The organism is Streptomyces venezuelae (assembly GCF_008642355.1).
Classification (GTDB): Bacteria; Actinomycetota; Actinomycetes; order Streptomycetales; family Streptomycetaceae; genus Streptomyces; species Streptomyces venezuelae_B.
In genome coordinates, this window is the sequence record NZ_CP029193.1 from 6,000,103 (window position 1) to 6,019,991 (window position 19,889).

Consider the following 19,889-nt stretch of genomic DNA (forward strand, 5'->3'; position numbering starts at 1 on the left):
TCAGCCCTGGACCTCGGACGGGTCCATCCACATGACCTCCCAGGTGTGGCCGTCCAGGTCGTCGAAGGCGCGGCCGTACATCGTGCCGTAGTCCTGGACCTTGCCCGCCGTGCCGCCGGCGGCGATCGCTCTGTCGACGAGCTCGTCGACCTTCTCGCGGCTCTCGGCGCTCAGACAGATCAGCGTCTCGCTGACCTTGGTGGAGTCCGCGATCTCCTTCTGCGTGAAGTTCGCGTAGTGCTCCTTGCTCAGCATCATCGCGACGATGGTGTCGCTGATCGTCACACACGCGCAATCGTCGGTCGAGAACTGCGGGTTGATCGTGTAGCCGAGCTCCGTGAAGAACTTCTTCGACGCGGCGACGTCGGACACGGCCAGGTTCACGAAGATCATCTGCTGGTACATGTGTGTCTCTCCCGAGGCGTGTGTGCGCGTGTGCGCGCTGCGTGGGTGCGCTGTCGGCGCGTGTGCTTACGGGAGGATAGACATCCGTTCGACTCGGAACTCATCGCTCGTCGCGAACTTTCTCGTGACTTCTTTTCGCGGTCACTCCCGGCATACCTGTCGCGGTCACTCCCGGCATACCTGTCACGGGGTCAGCGGCAGTGCGGCCAACTGCGCGACGACCCAGGTCAGCGGGCCGAACACGGCGAGCAGCGCGCCCGCGCGGAGCGCCGCCGAACCGCGCAGCACCGTCGCGGGCGCGCCGAGCCGCAGCAGCGCGGACGTCGTCTCCGAGCGGGCCTGCCGGGCCTCCACGGAAGCCGTGGCCAGCGTCAGCACCGCACAGCCCCCGACGAGCAGCACGCCGAGCGTGGTCAGCGGACCGGCTTCGGGGCGCGGCCCCGCGTACAGCACGATCGACGCGTACGCGCCCGACGCCACCGCGCACAGCACGCCGAGCGGACGTCCGATGCGCCGTGCCTCCTCCTGCAGGACGCGGCCCGCGAGCAGGCGCAGCGCACCGGGCCTGACCGCCTGGAGCAGCCGTCCGCAGAGGTAGGTGAGGCCGGGACCCGCGAGGACGAGGCCGAGCGCGGTCAGCGCCCATCCGGCGAGCACGCCCGCGGGGCTGCCGTCGGCGCTGCCGGGCAGGGGAAGGCCGGTGCGCGGAGCGGTGCCGGAGCGGCTCGTGTACGTCTCGACGGCGAGGCCGGCGGCGAGCAGCGCGACGCCCCACGGGAGACCGCTCGGGGGCGGGGCGGGCGCGGCGGGCCCGGTGGCGGGGTCGGTGCCGGGACCGGTACTGGGTTCTGGGCGGGTCGAGGGCCCGGACTCGGGTGCCGCCTCGGCGTCCGGCCTGGGCGCGGTCGCCGGACGGGCCTTGGCTCCGCGGGGCGTGCCCGCGGCTCCGGCCGCGGTCTTCGTGGCATGTGGTCGCAGCACGAAGGCACTTGCCGCGGACGCGGCGAGCGGGACCACCGCGAGCAGGGTGAGCGCGGCGGCGACCGGCAGCGGCTGGTCGGCGGCGAGCAGATCGGCCGCCGACCCGTCGAAGGGGAAGCCCGAGACGTCGCCGCGCAGGTGCAGGAAGAAGAGCAGCGCGAGCATGGAGCCGAGCGTGCAGGCGACGGCCGTGGAGATGGTGGCGAGCACCATCAGGCGGCCGGGGCCGAGGCCCACCGCGGAGAGCCCGCTGCGGGGGCGGGTGCCGGGGTCGGTACGGGCGACGGCGACGGCGAAGTAGACGGTGGCGGCGACGGGCGCGGCGCACCACGCGAGGCGCAGACCGGCGCCCGCTCCGGGGTGTTCCATCGCGTACGCCAGGGTGCAGAGAAGCAGGAAGCCGGTGCCGGCGGACGCGGCGGCGACGAGGAGCCGCCGGAGCTGGACGACGGGGTGGGCGCCCCGGGCTAGACGGAAAGCGAGCACGCGGCCCCTTCCGTCCGGACGGGGGCGGTGACCCCGGCGGAACGACTGGCTCCGGCGGTGGTGCTTGTGGTGGTCGTGGTGCTTGTGGTGATCGTGGTGCCTGTGGGGGTCGTGTCTCCGGTCGCGCTGGTGGCGCCCGTCGTGTCCGCGGGGTCCGCGACACCCGGGGGCTCCGTGGTGTCCGACTTCTCGGGCATCGCCCCCTCACCTGCCTCCGACCCGTCCGCCCCCGGCAGGTGCACGGTGCTGACCCGTCGTCCGTCCAGGAGGTTGACCGTGCGGTCGGCCAGCATGGCGACCGCCTGGTCGTTCGTGGCGAGGACGACCGTGATGCCGTGGGAGCGGGCCGCCGTCGTCAGGGTGCGCAGGGCGAGTGTGTGGTCGGCGCGGTGCAGGGGCGCCGTGGGCTCGTCGGCGAAGAGCACGGACGGCGTGGTGACCAGGGCGCGGGCGATGGCGACGCGCTGCCGCTCCGACTGGAGGAGCGCGTGCGGCCGCTTCCGCGCGCAGCCGCCGATGTCGAGGCGGTCCAGCCACTCCTGGGCGGCGGGCTTGGAGACCCGGTGCGAGGCGCCGCGCAGCATCAGCGGCAGGGCGACGTTCTCCCAGGCGGTGAGCTCGGGGACGAGGTGCGGTTCGGGGTCGATCCAGCCGAAGCGGTCGCGGCGCAGCCGTTCGCGTACGAGTGGACCCATCGTGTGGACGGGCGTGCTGTTGAACCACACCTCGCCCTTCTGGGGCAGCAGCTGGCCGGAGAGACACTGCAGGAGGGTCGTCTTGCCGCTGCCCCGGGGGCCGTTGACGGCGAGGATCTCGCCCTCGCGGACACCGAGCGAGACGCCGGTGAGGGCGGGGGAGCCGTTGTGTGTGACATGTAGGGCGCGTGCCCACAGCACGTCGTTGTCCGGCGGGGCCACCATGGCGTACACCTCGGTTCAGATCAGCTCGACTCCCCCGTACGGGGGAACGAAGGCGGGGCCGATCGGTCACTGGGCACGGTAGGGACAGGGGCGGACCGGGCCGGAAACGACGCGGCCCGGGGGCCGCCGTTCTCACTCGAACGGCGGCCCCCGGGCCGTTGTTGATCACACCGGATCACACCGGATCACACCGGATCGGACCAAGCGCTTACAGCTTCGTCCACGCCTCCGTGAGCACCTGCCGCAGGATGCCCTCGATCTCGTCGAAGGTCTCCTGCGTGGAGATCAGCGGCGGGGCGAGCTGGACGACCGGGTCGCCGCGGTCGTCGGCACGGCAGTACAGGCCGTTGTCGTACAGCGCCTTGGAGAGGAAGCCGTACAGGACGCGCTCGGTCTCCTCGTCGTTGAACGTCTCCTTCGTGGCCTTGTCCTTCACGAGCTCGATGCCGTAGAAGAAGCCGTTGCCGCGGACGTCGCCGACGATCGGCAGGTCGAGCAACTTGCTGAGGGTCTGGTGGAACGCGTCCTCGTTGTCGAGGACGTGCTGGTTGAGGCCCTCCTTCTCGAAGATGTCGAGGTTGGCGATGCCGACCGCGGCGGAGACGGGGTGGCCGCCGAAGGTGTAGCCGTGCAGGAAGGTGTTGTCGCCCTTGTAGAACGGCTCGGCGATGCGGTCCGAGACGATGCACGCGCCGATCGGGGAGTAGCCCGAGGTCATGCCCTTGGCGCAGGTGATCATGTCCGGTACGTAGCCGAACTTGTCGCAGGCGAACATCGTGCCGAGGCGGCCGAAGGCGCAGATGACCTCGTCGGAGACGAGCAGCACGTCGTACTTGTCGCAGATCTCGCGCACGCGCTGGAAGTAGCCGGGCGGGGGCGGGAAGCAGCCGCCCGCGTTCTGCACCGGCTCCAGGAAGACGGCGGCGACCGTCTCGGGGCCCTCGAAGAGGATCTCCTGCTCGATCTGGTCGGCGGCCCAGCGGCCGAAGGCCTCGGGGTCGTCGCCGTGGATCGGGGCGCGGTAGATGTTGGTGTTCGGCACCTTGTGCGCGCCGGGGACCAGCGGCTCGAAGGGGGCCTTCAGGGCCGGCAGACCGGTGATGGACAGGGCGCCCTGCGGGGTGCCGTGGTAGGCGACCGCGCGGGATATGACCTTGTACTTCGTGTGGTTGCCGTTGAGCTTGTGGTACTGCTTCGCCAGCTTCCACGCGGTCTCGACGGCCTCGCCGCCGCCGGTGGTGAAGAAGACCTTGTTGAGGTCGCCCGGCGCGTAGTCCGCGAGGCGCTCGGCCAGCTCGACGGCCTTCGGGTGGGCGTAGCTCCACACCGGGAAGAAGGCCAGCTCCTGCGCCTGCTTGTAGGCGGTCTCGGCGAGCTCGTGACGGCCGTGGCCCGCGTTGACGACGAAGAGGCCTGAGAGGCCGTCCAGGTACTTCTTGCCCTTGTCGTCGTAGATGTAGGTGCCCTCGCCACGCACGATGGTGGGGACGGGCGCGTTCTCGTACGACGACATGCGGGTGAAGTGCATCCACAGGTGGTCGTAGGCGGTCTGGCTGAGGTCCTTGCTCACGGCTATCGGGTTCCCCACATATAGGTCTGCTTCTTGAGCTTGAGGTAGACGAAGCTCTCGGTGGAGCGCACGCCGGGGAGGGCGCGGATGCGCTTGTTGATGACTTCGAGCAGGTGGTCGTCGTCTTCGCAGACGATCTCCACGAGGAGGTCGTGCGAGCCCGCGGTCATCACCACGTACTCGGCCTCCGGCATGGCGGCCACGGCGTCCGCGACCGGGTCCACGTCGCCCTCGACGTCGATGCCGACCATCGCCTGCCTGCGGAAGCCCACGGTGAGCGGGTCCGTGACGGCGACGATCTGCATCACGCCCTGGTCGAGCAGCTTCTGGACGCGCTGGCGCACGGCCGCCTCGGAGAGGCCCACGGCCTTGCCGATGGCGGCGTACGGACGGCGTCCGTCCTCCTGGAGCTGTTCGATGATCGCCAGAGATACGGCGTCCACGGGAGGGGTGCCGTTCCCACTGCCGCTTCCGCCAGGGTTTCCGGTGCGGGAGCTGCGAGGGGTGCTGGGGTCTGCGCTGCGACTGGCCACAGGCTCACTGTGCACGACGTCTCGTCACTTCCGCAAGCCTCGATCGATGAAATTCGTTGTCTGAGACTCGGATACTCACGGATTCCGCAGTTCTGGGCAGCTGGGTATGTTGAAAGCGTCGGTACAGCGACTAGGGTGGGTGTCTCATCCATTGGACATCTGACTTGGAGGGCCGCGGAAGTGACCACCGAGCTGCGCCGTCTGCGCAACTACATCAACGGAGAATTCCGGGACGCGGCCGACGGACGGACCACCGAGGTCATCAACCCGGCGACCGGCGAGGCCTACGCGACCGCGCCGCTGTCCGGCCAGGCCGACGTGGACGCCGCCATGAAGGCCGCCGCCGACGCGTTCCCCGCCTGGCGCGACCTCACCCCCGCCGAGCGGCAGAAGGCCCTGCTCAAGATCGCCGACGCGTTCGAGGAGCGGGCCGAGGACCTCATCGCCGCCGAGGTCGAGAACACGGGCAAGCCGACCGGGCTCACGCGGTCCGAGGAGATCCCGCCCATGGTCGACCAGATCCGCTTCTTCGCGGGTGCGGCCCGGATGCTCGAAGGCCGCGCCGCGGGCGAGTACATGGAGGGTCTGACCTCCATCATCCGCCGCGAGCCGATCGGTGTCTGCGCGCAGGTCGCGCCGTGGAACTACCCGATGATGATGGCCGTCTGGAAGTTCGCCCCGGCGCTCGCGGCCGGCAACACGGTCGTGCTGAAGCCGTCCGACACCACCCCGGCGTCGACCGTCCTGATGGCCGAGATCATCGGTTCCATCGTGCCGCCCGGCGTCTTCAACGTCGTCACGGGCGACCGCGACACCGGCCGCGCCATGGTCGAGCACCCCACCCCGGCGATGGCGTCCATCACCGGTTCGGTGCGCGCGGGCATGCAGGTCGCCGAGTCCGCCTCCAAGGACCTCAAGCGCGTCCACCTGGAGCTCGGCGGCAAGGCGCCGGTCGTCGTGTTCGAGGACACCGACATCGCCAAGGCCGTCGAGGACATCTCCATGGCGGGCTTCTTCAACGCCGGCCAGGACTGTACGGCCGCCACGCGCGTGCTCGTCCACGAGTCCATCCACGACGACTTCGTGACCGCGCTCGCCAAGGCCGCCGCCGACACGAAGACCGGTCAGCCGGACGACGAGGACGTGCTCTACGGCCCGCTGAACAACGCCAACCAGCTGAAGCAGGTCTCCGGCTTCATCGACCGCCTCCCGGCGCACGCCAAGGTCGAGGCCGGCGGTCAGCGCGTCGGCGAGAAGGGCTACTTCTACGCCCCGACCGTCGTCTCCGGCCTCAAGCAGGACGACGAGATCATCCAGAACGAGGTCTTCGGCCCGGTCATCACCGTCCAGTCCTTCACGGACGAGGCGCAGGCCGTCGAGTACGCGAACGGCGTCGAGTACGCGCTCGCCTCCTCCGTCTGGACGAAGGACCACGCGCGCGCGATGCGCATGTCCAAGGTCCTCGACTTCGGCTGCGTCTGGATCAACACGCACATCCCGCTGGTCGCGGAGATGCCGCACGGCGGCTTCAAGAAGTCCGGCTACGGCAAGGACCTCTCCGCGTACGGCTTCGACGACTACACGCGCATCAAGCACGTGATGACGTCCATCGAGGGCTAGTACCGCTCTGGCCTGGGTTTTATTGAAGTGACCGGGCCCGCCGCCCCCGCGTACCGTTGCGTACGCGGGGGCGGCTCCGCGGTGTGCTTCCTTCTTTTTTCTTCTCTGTAAAAGATCCGTAGCGCACCCACTCCCCGCCCCCGCTCTTTCTCCGCACCACGGGGGTGGGACCTGATGACGACGACAACGCACGACGACCTCCTCGGTATGCTGCTGCGCCGTCGGCAGAGCGTCTACGTCCCCGAAGGTGCCGTCCTTGAGGAAGGTGCCGTCCTTGAGGGCGCCGGACCGTCCGCCGTGACCGAGGCCGGCGTCGTCGTCCTCGAAGCCGAACTCGCCGACCGCGGGCACCTGCTGACAGCCCCCCTGCGCCGCGCGCTGACCGCGCTGTCCGCCGACGACCTCGCCACGACCGGCCGCAAGCTGCTGGCCGACGTCGACGCGCTGATGGGCTCCGACCGGCATCACGCCCCGCTGTTCGCGCGGTTCCCCGCCGAGACCGCCTTCCAGCCCGCGTACGAGCGGTACACCACCGTCGTCGCCGAGTACCTCGCCGCGCAGCCGCACCAGCCCTGCATGAACTGCGCGGGCACCAAGGCGAGCGTGCGCGCGCTCGACCCGTGCGCGCACCTCCTGTGCGACGACTGCCTCGGCGCGAAGACCGCCCCCTGGAACTGCTGCGACCAGTGCTGTGAGTGGTACGAGTGCCCGATCTGCGACAAGCGCTACGAGACCGAAGGACCCCTCGACCCCTGGCTCGACACCGGCGCCGACCGGGCCGGTGACGGCGGCCCCGTCCTGCGTGCCCTGTCCCTCGGTGCCCCCGGCGACGCCGCCGCCGAACTCGGCGCGCTGCTCGCCCGCCGCACGCCCCTGAACCCGCAGGACCACGACGACCTCGTCCTGCTCCTCGGCCACCTGGACCCGGCCGCCGCGGCGGCGTGGCTGCCGCCCGACATCCCGCTGCGCGAGAGCAAGGCGCTCGCCCTCGCGCCGCTCCTCGACCTGCCCGCCGTGCGCCCGCTGATCGGGCGGTACGCGGACACGGCCACCGACGTGCTGCGCATCCTCGTCGTACGCTCCGGGGGCGACCCCGACCTGCTCGAACTCCCGCGCCTGCGCGGCCTGCCGCGACCGGTGCGCCGCGAACTCCTCGCCCTGCTCGACGGGTTCGACTTCCGGCGCCTCGCGGAGGACATGGCACGCCACCCGCGCGCGTGGCAGCGCGTCGGCGAGATCCTGCACCCCTTCGAGCACGCCCGCCGCCACGCGCGCGTGGCACTCGCCTTCGCCGCCCTGCGCGGCACGCGCGTGCGTGACGGCGCGCTCGGAGAGGTCCTGCTCGCCGAGGCCGCCCGGCACGACGACGTCCGCCTCGCGGGCGACCGGCCGCACGTCGTCACCTGGCAGGCGCGCGTCGAGGAAGCGCTCGGCCACTGGGACGTCGAGGCCGCTGTACGCCTGCTGCGCGAGCGCCCCGGCGAATTCCTGCGCCGCCTCGACCTGCTGCTCGCCCGCTCCGGCTCGACGACGCTCCCCGACACCGTCGGCGAGGCGCTCGCCGACGTCCTGCCGCGCTCCGGCCCCGGGCCGCTGCTCGGGGCGTACGGCCGTATGAAGGTCCGTGCCGTGCCGGGGCACCGCCGCGTCTTCTTCCCGCGCGGCCGTGTCACCAAGGCGTACGCGGTCGAGGACCACCGGCCGCCGCTGCCCGCCCGCGTCGCGGGCCGCGCCGGTGAGCTCATCGAGGCCGAGGCGGTGCGACGTCTCGCGGAACGGGACGGCGAGCGGTACGACGTGGCCGTCCTGGACGCCGCGCTCGCCGACCTGCCCGTGCCGTTCGCCGAGCGGGCGTCGGCCGCCTCGCTCGTCGCCGTGCCGCGCGGCGCCTCCCTGCCGATGCCGCAGGACAGCGAGACCGTCCGCCTCTTCCTGCACTGGACGCAGCCCAAGGGCGTACGCGTCGACCTCGACCTGTCCGTCGCGCTCTACGACGACCTGTGGCGCTTCGTGGGCCTCTGCGACTACACGCGGCTGGAGTACGCGGGCGGCGCCGCACGGCACTCCGGGGACCTGACCTCCGCGCCCGCACCGCGGGGCGCCACCGAGTACCTGGACCTCGACCTGCCGCGGCTCGCGAACACCGGGGTGCGGTTCGTGGTGCCCGCGGTGTTCTCGTACAACGACATCCCCTTCGACGAACTCCCGGACGCCTTCACGGGGTTCATGGCGGTCACCGGCAAGGAGCGGGCCGTCTACGACCCGCGTACGGTCCGGCAGCGCTTCGATCTCGCGGGCGACGCGAAGCTGACCGTGCCCATGATCGTCGACCTGCGGACGCGCCGCGCCTGGTGGACGGACGTCACCCTCGCCACGACGGGCACGCACCACGCCGTGTGGGGCTACCGCAAGCAGATCGGCCGCATGGGCAACGACCTCCTCGACACCTTCCAGCCGCGCGGCCGGGCCACGCTCTGGGACCTGGCCTGCTGGACGGCGGCGGCCCGCACCGACGGCGACGTGTACGTGCGCGGCCGCGGTCACGTCCTGTGGGGCTACCGCCGTGCGGAGGACGAGCCGCGCGCCGACTTCGCGCTGCGCGTACGGGACGGCTGGGAGCCGGACGCGCTGCGCGCGGAGGCGGAGTTGACGGACCGGGCGGCCCTGCTGGCGCTGCTGCACGGCGACCTGCCGGGTGCGGAGGCGGCGGCGTCCGGCACGGCGTACCGCCTCTTCCCGGGACCGGTGGACGAGGCGGCGGTGGAGCGGGTCACGGCGGGGGACCTGGCGGGGTGGCTGGAGCCCGCGTGACGTACGCGCGCACGGCGAGGTGATCGACAAGGTGTCGGCTCCTCGGGGCGGGGCTCGACGCTGCGTCCATTGCCGCGCCGACGGGCGAGGGCGCATGCTGCCGAGGTGCGAGCGAACCCCATGACCTCCTCCGTGCCCCGGTCCCGGACCTCCTCCGTGTCCCGCCGTTCCCTGCTCCGCGTCCTGGGCGGGGGCGCGGCCGTCGGTGCGGCTGTCGGCGCGCTCGCCGGATGCGGGGTGCCGGCCGCGTACATCGAACCGGGGGAGCGGGCCGCGCGGGACCGCTCGCGCAGGGACAGGACGCTGACCTTCGCCAACTGGCCGCTGTACATCGACACCGACGACAACGACAAGACGAAGCGCCCCTCGCTGGACGCCTTCGAGAAGCGGACCGGCATCGACGTCCGCTACACGGAGGAGATCAACGACAACGACGAGTTCTTCGGCAAGATCAGCCCGTCCCTGATGAACCACCAGGAGACCGGCCGCGATCTCATCGTCATCAGCGACTGGATGTGCGCACGCTTCGTACGGCTCGGCTGGGTCCAGGAGATGGACCGCGCCCGCCAGCCCAACGTCACCAAGTACCTGGACCCGCTGCTGCGTTCGCCGCACTTCGACCCGGGCCGCAAGTACACGGTCCCCTGGCAGTCCGGCATCACCGGCATCGCGTACAACAAGCGCAAGGTCGGCCGTGAGATCAAGCAGGTCTCCGACCTGTGGGCGGACGACCTCAAGGGCCGCGTCACCCTCCTCTCCGGCCTCGACGAGGCGTTCGCGCTGCTCCTCCAGGGCGACGGCGTGGACATCAGGAAGTGGACGGCGGACGACTTCCACCGGATGTGCGACAAGGTCGAGAAGATGGTGAACAGCCATCACATCCGCCGGTTCACCGGCAACGACTACATCAAGGACCTCTCCAGCGGCGACGTCCTGGCCTGCCAGGCCTACAGCGGCGACGTCATCCAGCTCCAGGCGGACGACCCTGACATCGAGTTCGTCGTCCCCGAGGAGGGCGCGGAGCTGTGGGCGGAGTCGCTCATGGTCCCCAACCTGGCCCGCCACAAGCAGAACGCCGAGCGGCTCATCGACTACTACTACGACCCCGAGGTCGCCGCGGAGCTCGCCGCCTGGGTCAACTACGTCTGCCCCGTCCCGGCCGCCCGCGACATCCTGGCCTCCTCCAAGGACAAGGAACTCGCCGCGCTCGCCGAGGATCCGCTGATCTTCCCCGACGACGCGATGCGCGAGCGGCTGGTCATCGCGCGGGACATCACGTCGAGGGAGCGGACGGAGTTCGCGAAGCGGTGGAACGGGCTGGCGGGGCTGTAGCCGCTCCGGCGGACCAGTCGCAGCGACGGCGGTCGTGCAGGGCCTTCCGGGTGCCCTTGAGGATGCGTGGCGAGGCGTCCGCCGGCGTGCAGTGGAAGGCGAGCCCGATGACCGCCGTGCCGAGCGACCGCTCGCCGCGTGCGTAGGCGGCGTCCCACTCGGCTGGGTCATCCATGCCGAGCATGCCTTCGGCGGTCTCCCAGTTCCAGGTGGGTGGCATGCGCGGCCTCGTGTCAGGCGGTCTCGGGAAGGCGGCGGAGGCCGTGCAGGGTGTCGATGCGGTTTGTTGTGATCGCGTCGGCGCCCGCGTCGATCAGGCGGCGCATCGAACGGCGGGTGTCCGGGGTCCAGGCCGAGACGAGCAGGCCCTGGCGGTGCACGTGGAGCGTCAGTTCGCGGTCGATCAGCGGGAAGCGGTAGTTGAGCCAGCGCGGCTTCACCGCGTCCAGGAGGACCGGGCGTGGCGGGGCCTTGGTCGTCCAGGTCAGCGCGATCTCCGCGGCCGGATCCGCCTCGCGCACGGCGAGCATCGTCCGCCCGCCCGCGCAGTAGTACACCCGCTCCGCCGCGCCGCACTCCGCGACGACGCCGACGACCGTGCGCACGGCGTCGTATGTCGCTCCCGGCAGGTCGATCATGAGCCGGTGCCCCTCCGTGGCCGCGAGGGCGGCGGCGAGGGTCGGGACGCCGCCCTCGGTGAGTCCCTCGACCTCCGCGGAGGACAGAGCGGCGAGCGGCCGCTCGTACCCCCACAGGCGTTTCAGGGTCGGGTCGTGCAGCAGGACGGGTACGCCGTCGCCGCTCAGGCGGACGTCGATCTCCACCGCGTCCGCGCCCCGGTCGAACGCGGAGCGCAGGGACGGGAGGGTGTTCTCGCGGACGCGGTAGGGATCGCCTCGGTGGGCCACAGCAGTCACGGTGTGCATGGGTCCATTGTGGTCACGGGACGCGGACGGGTACGTGGATTGCGGGTGCGTGGATCACGGGGCGAGCCACGTGTCCGTGTACGTGTCGATCTCGGCCGCGATCCGCGCCTTGCCCGCCGGGTCGAGGAAGGACGCCTCGACGGCGTTCTTGGCGAGATCCGCGATGCCGCGCTCGTCGAGACCGAGGAGACGGGCCGCGACGGCGTACTCCTCGTTCAGGTCCGTGCCGAACATCGGCGGGTCGTCGGAGTTGATCGTGACGGTCACCCCGGCCTCGACGAACTGCCTGATCGGGTGCTCGTCGAGGGTGCTGACGGCGCGGGTCGCGATGTTCGAGGTCGGGCAGACCTCAAGCGGGATGCCGTGCTCGGCGAGGTGGGCGAGAAGCTTGGGGTCCTGCGCGGAGGCCGTGCCGTGGCCGATGCGCTCGGCGCCCAGGTGGACGAGGGCGTCCCAGACGGTCTCGGGGCCCGTCGTCTCGCCGGCGTGCGGGACCGAGTGCAGGCCCGCCGCGATCGCCCGGTCGAAGTACGGCTTGAACTGCGGGCGCGGCACGCCGATCTCGGGCCCGCCGAGCCCGAAGGAGACCAGGCCCTCGGGGCGCAGCTTGTCGGTGGTGGCGAGGCGGAGCGTTTCCGCGGCCGACTCGAGCCCGGCTTCGCCGGGGATGTCGAAGCACCAGCGCAGCACGGTGCCGAACTCCTTCTCGGCGGCCGTGCGGGCGTCCTCGATGGCGTCCATGAAGGCGCGGTCGTCGATGCCGCGGCGCACGGAGGAGTAGGGGGTGATGGTCAGCTCGGCGTAGCGGACGTTCTGCCGCGCCATGTCGCGGGCCACCTCGTACGTGAGGAGACGGACGTCCTCCGGGGTGCGGATCAGGTCCACGACGGACAGGTAGACCTGGATGAAGTGCGCGAAGTCCGTGAACGTGAAGTAGTCGGCGAGCGCCTCCGGGTCGGTCGGCACCGAGGAGTCGGGGTGCCGGGCTGCCAGCTCGGAGACGATGCGGGGGGAGGCCGAGCCGACGTGGTGCACGTGCAGTTCCGCCTTGGGCAGTCCGGCGATGAAGGCGTGCGCATCTCTGGCGGGCGCGGCTGCGGTCTGCTGCTCGGTCACGGTTTCCTCCCCAGGAACGGGTTTGATCGGCTGATCGGGGTGTCGGGGATCATCGTAGGCGCCGGTCGGCGTGGCGAAAGCGGGGGCCGTAGCATGACGGAACGTACGAAAGAGGTGACCCGTCATGTCCGCGAAGTCCGAGGACGACGCCGTGCCCGACGCGGGTGGCGCGGAGGGCGCGGGGGCGCCGCAGGAACGTGATCCTTGGGCGCCGCCCGCGGAGGACCGGTCGGGGAGTGCTTCGCCAGGGGGTTTCTCGCCAGGGGGTGTCTGGCCAGGAGGTGCCTCGGGGCCGGTGCCGCCGCCCGGCGTGCCGACCGGCGGGGCGGAAGGTGTCGGCAGCCCCTTCGCCGCGCCCGGTGAGCCGGTGCCGCCGCCTCCCGTCTCGCCGGACGGGCCCGGGCAGATGCCGTACGCGGCTCCGGGGCAGGTGCCGTACGGGGCTCCGGGGCAGGTGCCGTACGGGTACCCGGGCCAGGGCTACCCGGGGTACCAGGGTTCTCACGGCTATCCCGGGTACGGGTGGCCCGCCATGCCCATGGCCCCCGCGAACGGCATGGGCGTCACCGCGCTCGTCCTCGGGATCATCGCCGCCGCCGGGTTCTGTCTCTGGCCGCTGGCGATCGTCCTCGGCATCCTCGCGGTGATCTTCGGAGCCGTGGGACGCGGCAAGGCACGGAGGGGCGAGGCGACGAACGGCGGGCAGGCCCTCGCCGGGATCATCTGCGGAGCCGCGGGCATCGTCCTCGGCGTGGCACTGCTGGTGGTCCTCATCGTCGTGCCGGACGAGGACCCGGACGCGGGGTCCACGCGGGACGACGACCCGGGATATTCGGCCGCGGCGGCCCCCTCCGCGGTGGGACCGGGCCTCACCCTCCGTACGTAGCCTCCGACTCGCCGAGCACCGCCGCGAAGTCCGCGGCGAGACGTCCCGCGTCCGCCGGCCCGAGCGCGGACGCGGTGATGCGCACCCCCGTGGGCGCGGCGATGCGGAACCGTGCCCCCGCTGCCACCCACCACCCGCGCGACCGCAACCCGTTGACGGCCGCCGACTCGTCCCGCACGGGCACCCACACGTTCATCCCGCTCGCGCCCCGCGCCGCGATCCCGTGCCCCGCGAGTTCCCGGATCAGCGCCGCGCGCCGCTCCCCGTAGACGCGCTCGGCACGGCGCACCACCTCGCGGGCCGCGGGGTCGGCCATTGTCCGCTCGACCGTCTCCTGCAGTACGTGGCTCACCCACCCCGAGGTGAGCAGCATCCGCCCCTCGTGCCTGGCCAGCGTGGTGGCGTCGCAGGCGAGTGCCGCCCAGCGCAGGTCGACGCTCAAGTGTTTCGACACGGTGCGGACCTGCGCCCAGCGCGGGAGTCCGCCGGTCGCCAGTGAGTGCGGGGCCGCCCCCGCGATGTCCGCGTTGTGGTCGTCCTCGACGACGAGTACGTCCGGGTGTCCGGCGAGGGCGTCGAGCAGCGCGTCGCGTCGCTCCGCGGTGAAGTGGCCGCCCACCGGGTTCTGCCCCCGAGGGCTGCACACCAGCGCCCGCGCACCCGCCCGCAGCGCCCCGCGCAGCGCCTCCGGCCTGATGCCCTCGTCGTCCACGGCCACCGGCGCCATGCGCAGGCCCAACGCCGGTACCAGGTCGAGGAGATGGTGGAAGCCGGGGTCCTCCACGGCCACCGTGTCGCCCGGCTTCAGCTCCACCGAGAGCAACCGGGCCATGCAGTCCAGCGCGCCGTGCGCGAACGTCACGCCGCTGTCCGGCACTCCGTCCCGTGCGAACCACTCCCGGGCCCGCTCCTCCAGACCGGCGAGGCGCGGTGACCCGCGGTGCGAGCCGTTCACCGGCTCCACCCGGGCGGGCGGCAGCAGGACCGGGAGGAGTTCCGGGTCCGGGTGGCCGCCCGCGAGATCGCGCACCCCCTGGGGTGCCTTCGGCGGCCTGCGGGTGCCGACCGCCGGGGCCTGCGCCACGACCGTTCCGCCCCGGCCGCGCGTCACGACGATGCCGCGCTGCCGCAGTTCTTTGTAGGCCGTCGCCACCGTGCCGGCGCTGACCCCCAGGTCGTCGGCGAGCCTGCGCACCGGGGGCAGTGCGGCGCCCGGCGCCAAACCGCCGTCGGCCACGGCCTGTTCGACCGAAGCGGTGATTCCCTTGGCGGTCGAGCCGCTGATCACATATTGTGCTGCCACGTAAACAATTATGTACCGGTACAAATGAGAGCGTCAAGGGGGACGGGTGAGCCTCAGGCGGAAACGGTCCGCGCTGTACGCACGCATACCGGGGGGCGCCGACGGTCGGCGCATGCTCTGGATCGCTCTGATCAACAAGATGGGAACCGGTCTCTGGATGGGGGCGGCCGCCCTCTACTTCACTCTGGTCGCCGGGCTCTCCGTCGCCGAAGTGGGGATGCTCCTCGGAGTCTCCGGCGCCGTCGGCATCGCGGGCGCGCCGCTCGCGGGCCACCTCGCCGACCGCTTCCCGGTCACCCGCATCCTCATCGGCGCCCAACTCCAGCAGGCCGTGGCGCTGTTGGCGCTGCTCACGACGGACGACTTCGCGCTGCTCCTGCTGTACTCGGCCGTCAACAGCCTCGCCGACCGCGGCGCCAACGTCCTCACCAAGCTGTACGCCGCCCGCATCGCGGGCCGGGACCGCACCAGGTACCAGGCCGTGCAGCGCACCGTCTCCAACGCGGGCTGGGCCGTCGGCGGTCTCGCCGGAGCGTGCGCCCTCGCCGTCGGCACCACGCACGCCTACCAGGCGCTGCTCCTCGGCAACGTGGTCAGCTTCCTCGCCGCCGCGGCCCTCACCCTGCGGTGCGCGGAGCCTCCGTCGCCGTCCCGCGTGGTGTCCGGCTCACCGACGGCCACACCCGGCTCGATCACGGCCACACCCGGCTCGCCTGCCGCCGCACCCGGGTCGACCACGGACGCATCCGGAGCGACCACCGCCCCCGGACCGGCCTCCAACCCCTGGCGCGACCGCTCCTTCCTGCTCTTCACCGTGACCGAGGCGGCGCTCTTCCTCGACGACGCGGTGCTCCAGGTCGGCATCCCCCTGTGGATCGTCCACGCCACCGATGCCCCGCACGGTCTCGCTCCGCTCCTCATGGTGCTCAACTGCGTGCTGGTCGTGGGCTGTCAGGTCCCGCTGTCCCGGTTCGGCAGCACGCCGGAGCGGGCCCGCGCACTGCTCGTCCCGCTCGCGGTCTGCTTCGTCGTCGGGTGTGCCGCCCTGACCGTCTCGGCGCTCGGCGGGACGGGAGTGGCCGTCGCCGCGCTCACGGCCGCCGCGATCGCCCTGACCTTCGCCGAGATACTCCACGCCATCGCGTCCTGGGAGCTCTCGATCGCGCTGGCGCCCGGCGACGCGCAGGGCGCCTACCTCGGCGTCCACGGCCTGTCCTCGTCGGCGCAGCGCAGCGGCGGTCCGCTCCTGGTCACCACGGTGATCGCGGCGGGCCCGCTCGCCTGGCCGGTCCTCGGGGCGGGGGTGATCGTGACGGTGGCGGCGCAGAGCCGTCTCGTGCGGAGGCGGTTGGAGCGGCAGCGCGCCGAGGTGAGTCGGGCCTCGGACGGCCGCGCCGTGGGGGTGCATCCGGCGGGCTAGACCCGGTCCCGTGCCTCCATCAGCGCGAACCCCAGCAGGTTCGGGCCCCGCCACTTCGCGGGGTCCTCTGCCCGAGGGTCGTCGGCCGCCAGGCCGATGCCCCAGATCCGGTCCAGCGGGCTCGCCTCGACCAGCACACGTCGGCCCGTCCCCACGAGGAAGTCCCGCAGTGCGGGGTCCGACGCGAACTTGTGTGTGCTGCCCGCGACCACGACGGCGAAGCGCTCGCGGGCCCATGTCTCGTCGTCGAAGTGCCGGACGAGGCGGCCCGCGTTCTTCGCCTCCGCCGGGGTGCGCGCCGCGAGGACCGCCCGCTCGGCGTCCGCGTCGTCGAAGAGGCGGGCCTTGGCCGCCATCATCCAGTGCTCCGCCGTCGCGTACTCCACGCCGTCGACCGTGAACGGCGACGGCCACCACTGACTCAGGCAGCTCGGGCCCAGCGTGCGGTCCCGACGCGGGGTGTGGCCCCAGAAGCGCAGGTACTTCACCTTCTCGCCCGCGCGCACCGCGCCGACCAGCGCCTCCACCGAGTCGATCTTCGCCATGCATGCGAGTCTGGCACGCACCACTGACATTCCGTCCTGGGTTTTCCGGGTCGACTCGACACCTGGTCGACAGATTCCGTCGCGTAACCAAAAGGCAACAACGGAATCACTTGTTGGACTATCACTGCTCTGTCAGGATCGGCACTCAAATCGATCCGGAGCTACGCCGACCCCCGCGGGACGGGGCGGGCGGCGGAGGAGAGCGTCATGCACAACTTCCAGGCGCAGGACCACTTCGCGGACGGTGCGCAGTACATCGCCGGGCGGCTGACCAAGGGCACGTCCGGCACCTCCCACGCGGTGGTCGACCCCGCCACCGGCGACGAGGTCCTCACGTACGAGCCGGCCGGAACCGACGACGTGGACGCCGCCGTCGCCGCGGCCGCCGACGCGTTCCCCGGGTGGGCGGGCGCCACCCCGGGCGAGCGCTCCGAGGCCCTGCACCGGTTCGCGGGCGTCCTGGCGGAGCGTGCCGAGGAGATCGCGCAGGCCGAGTCGTTGCAGTGCGGCAAGCCGATCAAGCTGAGCCGGGAGTTCGACGTGCCCGGGACCGTCGACAACGCCGCGTTCTTCGCGGGCGCGGCGCGCCACCTCCAGGGCCAGTCGGCCGGCGAGTACACCGGTGACCACACCTCGTACGTACGCCGTGAGCCCATCGGCGTCGTCGGGTCCATCGCTCCCTGGAACTACCCGCTCCAGATGGCCGCCTGGAAGATCCTCCCGGCGATCGCCGCGGGCAACACCATCGTCCTCAAGCCCGCCGAGCTCACCCCCTTCACCTCCCTCCTCTTCGCGCAGGCCGCGACCGAGGCGGGCATCCCCGACGGTGTCGTCAACATCGTCACGGGCGCGGGGAAGGACGCCGGTGAGCATCTGGTCGGGCACCCCGATGTCGCCATGACGTCCTTCACCGGGTCCACCGCCGTCGGCAAACGCGTCGCCGAGATCGCCACCGCCACCGTCAAGCGGCTGCACCTGGAGCTCGGCGGCAAGGCGCCCTTCGTCGTCTTCGACGACGCCGACCTCGACGCCGCCGTGCACGGCGCGGTCGCCGGGGCGCTCATCAACTCCGGGCAGGACTGCACGGCCGCCACGCGCGCGTACGTGCAACGCCCGCTCTACGAAGCCTTCGTGCAGGGCGTCGCCGACCTCATGGAGAGCGTGCGGCTCGGCGACCCCTTCGACCCGAGCACCGACATGGGGCCGCTCATCTCGCACGCGCACCGCGACCGCGTCGCGGGATTCGTCGACCGGGCCCGCTCCTACGCGCGCGTGGTGACCGGCGGCGAAGCGCTCCAGCACCCCGGCGCGTACTACAAACCCACCCTCATCGCCGACGCCGCGCAGGACAGCGAGATCGTGCAGTCCGAGATCTTCGGACCCGTCCTCGTCGTACTGCCCTTCGACAGCGACGACGAGGGCATCCGGCTTGCCAACGACACCCCCTACGGCCTCGCCGCCTCCGCCTGGAGCCGCGACGTGTTCCGCGCCAACCGCGCGACCCGTGAGATCAAGGCGGGCTGCGTGTGGGTCAACGACCACATCCCGATCCTCAGCGAGATGCCGCACGGCGGCTACAAGGCATCCGGCTACGGAAAGGACATGTCCGCGTACTCATTCGAGGAGTACACGCAGGTCAAGCACGTCATGTTCGACAACACGGCGGTCGCCCGCAAGGACTGGCACCGCACGATCTTCGGGGACCGGTAGTCACGCAGCCACGTCGTCACAGGCCGCGTGACCGGCGGCCGCCTTCCTCCCGAAAGGGCAACCACGCGTATGGAGCAGTACGAGCCCCACCGCCTCGGCCCGGCCCAACTGGCCGCCATGCACCGCGGCTACAGGAACGGCAGGGCCGCCCTGACCCGCCGCAGCGTGCTGCGCGCCTCCACGGGCGGCGCGCTCGCGATCGGCGGCCTCGGGGCGCTCACCGCCTGCGGCATCCCCGCGGCGGGCAAGAGCCAGGGCGAGGTCTCGTCCGACGACCACTCGGCGGAGGAGAAGCGGATCAGCTTCTCCAACTGGACCGAGTACATGGACGTCGACGAGAAGGACGAGAACCGGCGGCCCACCCTGGAGGCGTTCACGAAACGCACCGGGATCACGGTCAAGTACACCGAGGACATCAACGACAACGTCGAGTTCTTCGGCAAGGTCAAACCGCAGCTCGCCGCGGGCCAGGAGACCGGACGCGACCTCATCTGCGTCACCGACTGGCTCGCCGCCCGGCTCATCCGCTTCGGGTGGGTCCAGAAACTGGACCCGGCCAACCTGCCGCACGCGTACACCAATCTCTCCGCCCAGTTCCGCGACCCGGACTGGGACCCGGGACGCTCGTACTCGTATCCCTGGACCGGCATCTCCACCGTCATCGCGTACAACAAGAAGGCGACCGGCGGCCGGGAGATCACCTCGGTGTCGCAGCTGCTCGACGACCCGAAGCTGAAGGGGCGCGTCGGGTTCCTCTCCGAGATGCGTGACACCGTCGGCATGACGCTCATCGACATGGGCAAGGACCCCGCGGACTTCACCGACGACGACTTCGACGCGGCCATCGCCCGCCTCCAGAAGGCCGTCGACCGCAAGCAGATCCGGCGCTTCACCGGCAACGACTACACGTCCGACCTCGCCAAGGGCGACATCGCGGCCTGCCTCGGCTGGGCCGGCGACATCGTGCAGCTCCAGGCCGACAGCCCGGACGTCGGCTTCCACATCCCCGACCAGGGCTACATCACGTCCACGGACAATCTGCTGGTCCCGAACAAGGCGCGGCACAAGAAGAACGCAGAGCGGCTCATCGACTACTACTACGAGCCCGAGCCCGCCGCCCGCCTCGCCGCGTACATCAACTACGTGTGCCCGGTCGACGGGGTACGGGACGCCCTCGCGAAGCTCGACAAGGACGCCGCGTCGAATCCGCTGATCATCCCCGACAAGGAGATGAAGGAGAAGTCCCGGGCGTTCCGGTCCCTCACGCCGAAGGAAGAGACGGCGTACGAAGAGAAGTTCGCGCGCCTCACCGGGGCCTAGTCCCT

General features: G+C 71.5%; 15 protein-coding genes and 1 pseudogene. 7 read left to right on the forward strand and 9 right to left on the reverse strand.

The annotated features are described in order from the left end of the window. From DEJ47_RS27885 to DEJ47_RS27905, 5 genes and pseudogenes are all read right to left on the reverse strand, one after another. A complete protein-coding gene (locus tag DEJ47_RS27885; protein ID WP_150172757.1) occupies positions 1-405 on the reverse strand; it encodes a VOC family protein in 405 nt (134 codons plus the stop codon). Positions 406-588: 183 nt separating this feature from the next. After that, a complete protein-coding gene (locus DEJ47_RS27890; protein ID WP_150172759.1) occupies positions 589-1,872 on the reverse strand; it encodes a hypothetical protein in 1,284 nt (427 codons plus the stop codon). A 212-nt stretch (positions 1,873-2,084) separates the two neighbouring features. Next, positions 2,085-2,792 (reverse strand): annotated as a pseudogene (locus tag DEJ47_RS27895) (ABC transporter ATP-binding protein); the annotation flags it as partial. Positions 2,793-3,000: 208 nt separating this feature from the next. Then, positions 3,001-4,380: an aspartate aminotransferase family protein gene (locus DEJ47_RS27900; RefSeq protein WP_150172763.1), complete on the reverse strand. Its 1,380-nt coding sequence runs from the start codon at positions 4,378-4,380 to the stop codon at positions 3,001-3,003. After that, a complete protein-coding gene (locus DEJ47_RS27905) occupies positions 4,365-4,910 on the reverse strand; it encodes an Lrp/AsnC family transcriptional regulator (protein WP_150172765.1) in 546 nt (181 codons plus the stop codon). Before DEJ47_RS27905 ends, DEJ47_RS27900 begins: the two co-directional genes overlap by 16 nt. 165 nt (positions 4,911-5,075) lie before the next feature. Between DEJ47_RS27905 and DEJ47_RS27910 the strand changes: the two genes are divergently transcribed. The 3 genes from DEJ47_RS27910 to DEJ47_RS27920 all read left to right on the forward strand — a co-directional run bounded on the left by DEJ47_RS27910 (position 5,076) and on the right by DEJ47_RS27920 (position 10,658). Beyond that, positions 5,076-6,515: a gamma-aminobutyraldehyde dehydrogenase gene (locus tag DEJ47_RS27910; protein ID WP_150172767.1), complete on the forward strand. Its 1,440-nt coding sequence runs from the start codon at positions 5,076-5,078 to the stop codon at positions 6,513-6,515. A gap of 174 nt (positions 6,516-6,689) precedes the next feature. After that, positions 6,690-9,326 (forward strand): MXAN_6230/SCO0854 family RING domain-containing protein, encoded by a 2,637-nt coding sequence (locus DEJ47_RS27915; protein ID WP_150172769.1) that lies wholly within the window; start codon positions 6,690-6,692, stop codon positions 9,324-9,326. A gap of 120 nt (positions 9,327-9,446) precedes the next feature. Further along, the gene (locus DEJ47_RS27920; protein ID WP_150172771.1) at positions 9,447-10,658 is read left to right on the forward strand and encodes a spermidine/putrescine ABC transporter substrate-binding protein; all 1,212 of its coding nucleotides are present in this window, start codon (positions 9,447-9,449) and stop codon (positions 10,656-10,658) included. 233 nt (positions 10,659-10,891) lie between these two features. Here the strand turns inward: DEJ47_RS27920 and DEJ47_RS27930 are convergent, their stop codons facing one another. Together DEJ47_RS27930 and DEJ47_RS27935 are read right to left on the reverse strand one after the other, a co-directional pair. After that, positions 10,892-11,584 (reverse strand): glycerophosphodiester phosphodiesterase, encoded by a 693-nt coding sequence (locus DEJ47_RS27930; protein ID WP_150172774.1) that lies wholly within the window; start codon positions 11,582-11,584, stop codon positions 10,892-10,894. 54 nt (positions 11,585-11,638) lie between these two features. Then, on the reverse strand, positions 11,639-12,700 hold the full coding sequence (locus DEJ47_RS27935) for an adenosine deaminase (protein WP_223828530.1): 1,062 nt from the start codon (positions 12,698-12,700) through the stop codon (positions 11,639-11,641). 124 nt (positions 12,701-12,824) lie between these two features. On the opposite strand from DEJ47_RS27935, the gene DEJ47_RS36600 reads away from it, so the two are divergent. Further along, positions 12,825-13,586 (forward strand): DUF4190 domain-containing protein, encoded by a 762-nt coding sequence (locus tag DEJ47_RS36600; RefSeq protein WP_190415597.1) that lies wholly within the window; start codon positions 12,825-12,827, stop codon positions 13,584-13,586. Here the strand turns inward: DEJ47_RS36600 and DEJ47_RS27945 are convergent. After that, positions 13,570-14,889 (reverse strand): aminotransferase class I/II-fold pyridoxal phosphate-dependent enzyme, encoded by a 1,320-nt coding sequence (locus DEJ47_RS27945; protein ID WP_150172778.1) that lies wholly within the window; start codon positions 14,887-14,889, stop codon positions 13,570-13,572. The genes DEJ47_RS36600 and DEJ47_RS27945 overlap by 17 nt on opposite strands. 112 nt (positions 14,890-15,001) lie before the next feature. On the opposite strand from DEJ47_RS27945, the gene DEJ47_RS27950 reads away from it, so the two are divergent. After that, positions 15,002-16,309, forward strand: a complete 1,308-nt coding sequence (locus DEJ47_RS27950; protein ID WP_150172780.1) for an MFS transporter — start codon at positions 15,002-15,004, stop codon at positions 16,307-16,309. On the opposite strand, the gene DEJ47_RS27955 is transcribed toward DEJ47_RS27950, so the two are convergent. Beyond that, positions 16,306-16,884, reverse strand: a complete 579-nt coding sequence (locus DEJ47_RS27955) for an NADAR family protein (protein ID WP_150172782.1) — start codon at positions 16,882-16,884, stop codon at positions 16,306-16,308. The genes DEJ47_RS27950 and DEJ47_RS27955 overlap by 4 nt on opposite strands. Before the next feature lie 177 nt (positions 16,885-17,061). Between DEJ47_RS27955 and DEJ47_RS27960 the strand changes: the two genes are divergently transcribed. Further along, positions 17,062-18,564: a gamma-aminobutyraldehyde dehydrogenase gene (locus DEJ47_RS27960; protein WP_150172784.1), complete on the forward strand. Its 1,503-nt coding sequence runs from the start codon at positions 17,062-17,064 to the stop codon at positions 18,562-18,564. Between the two features lie 69 nt (positions 18,565-18,633). After that, positions 18,634-19,884 (forward strand): spermidine/putrescine ABC transporter substrate-binding protein, encoded by a 1,251-nt coding sequence (locus DEJ47_RS27965; protein WP_150172786.1) that lies wholly within the window; start codon positions 18,634-18,636, stop codon positions 19,882-19,884. Positions 19,885-19,889: the final 5 nt, after the last annotated feature.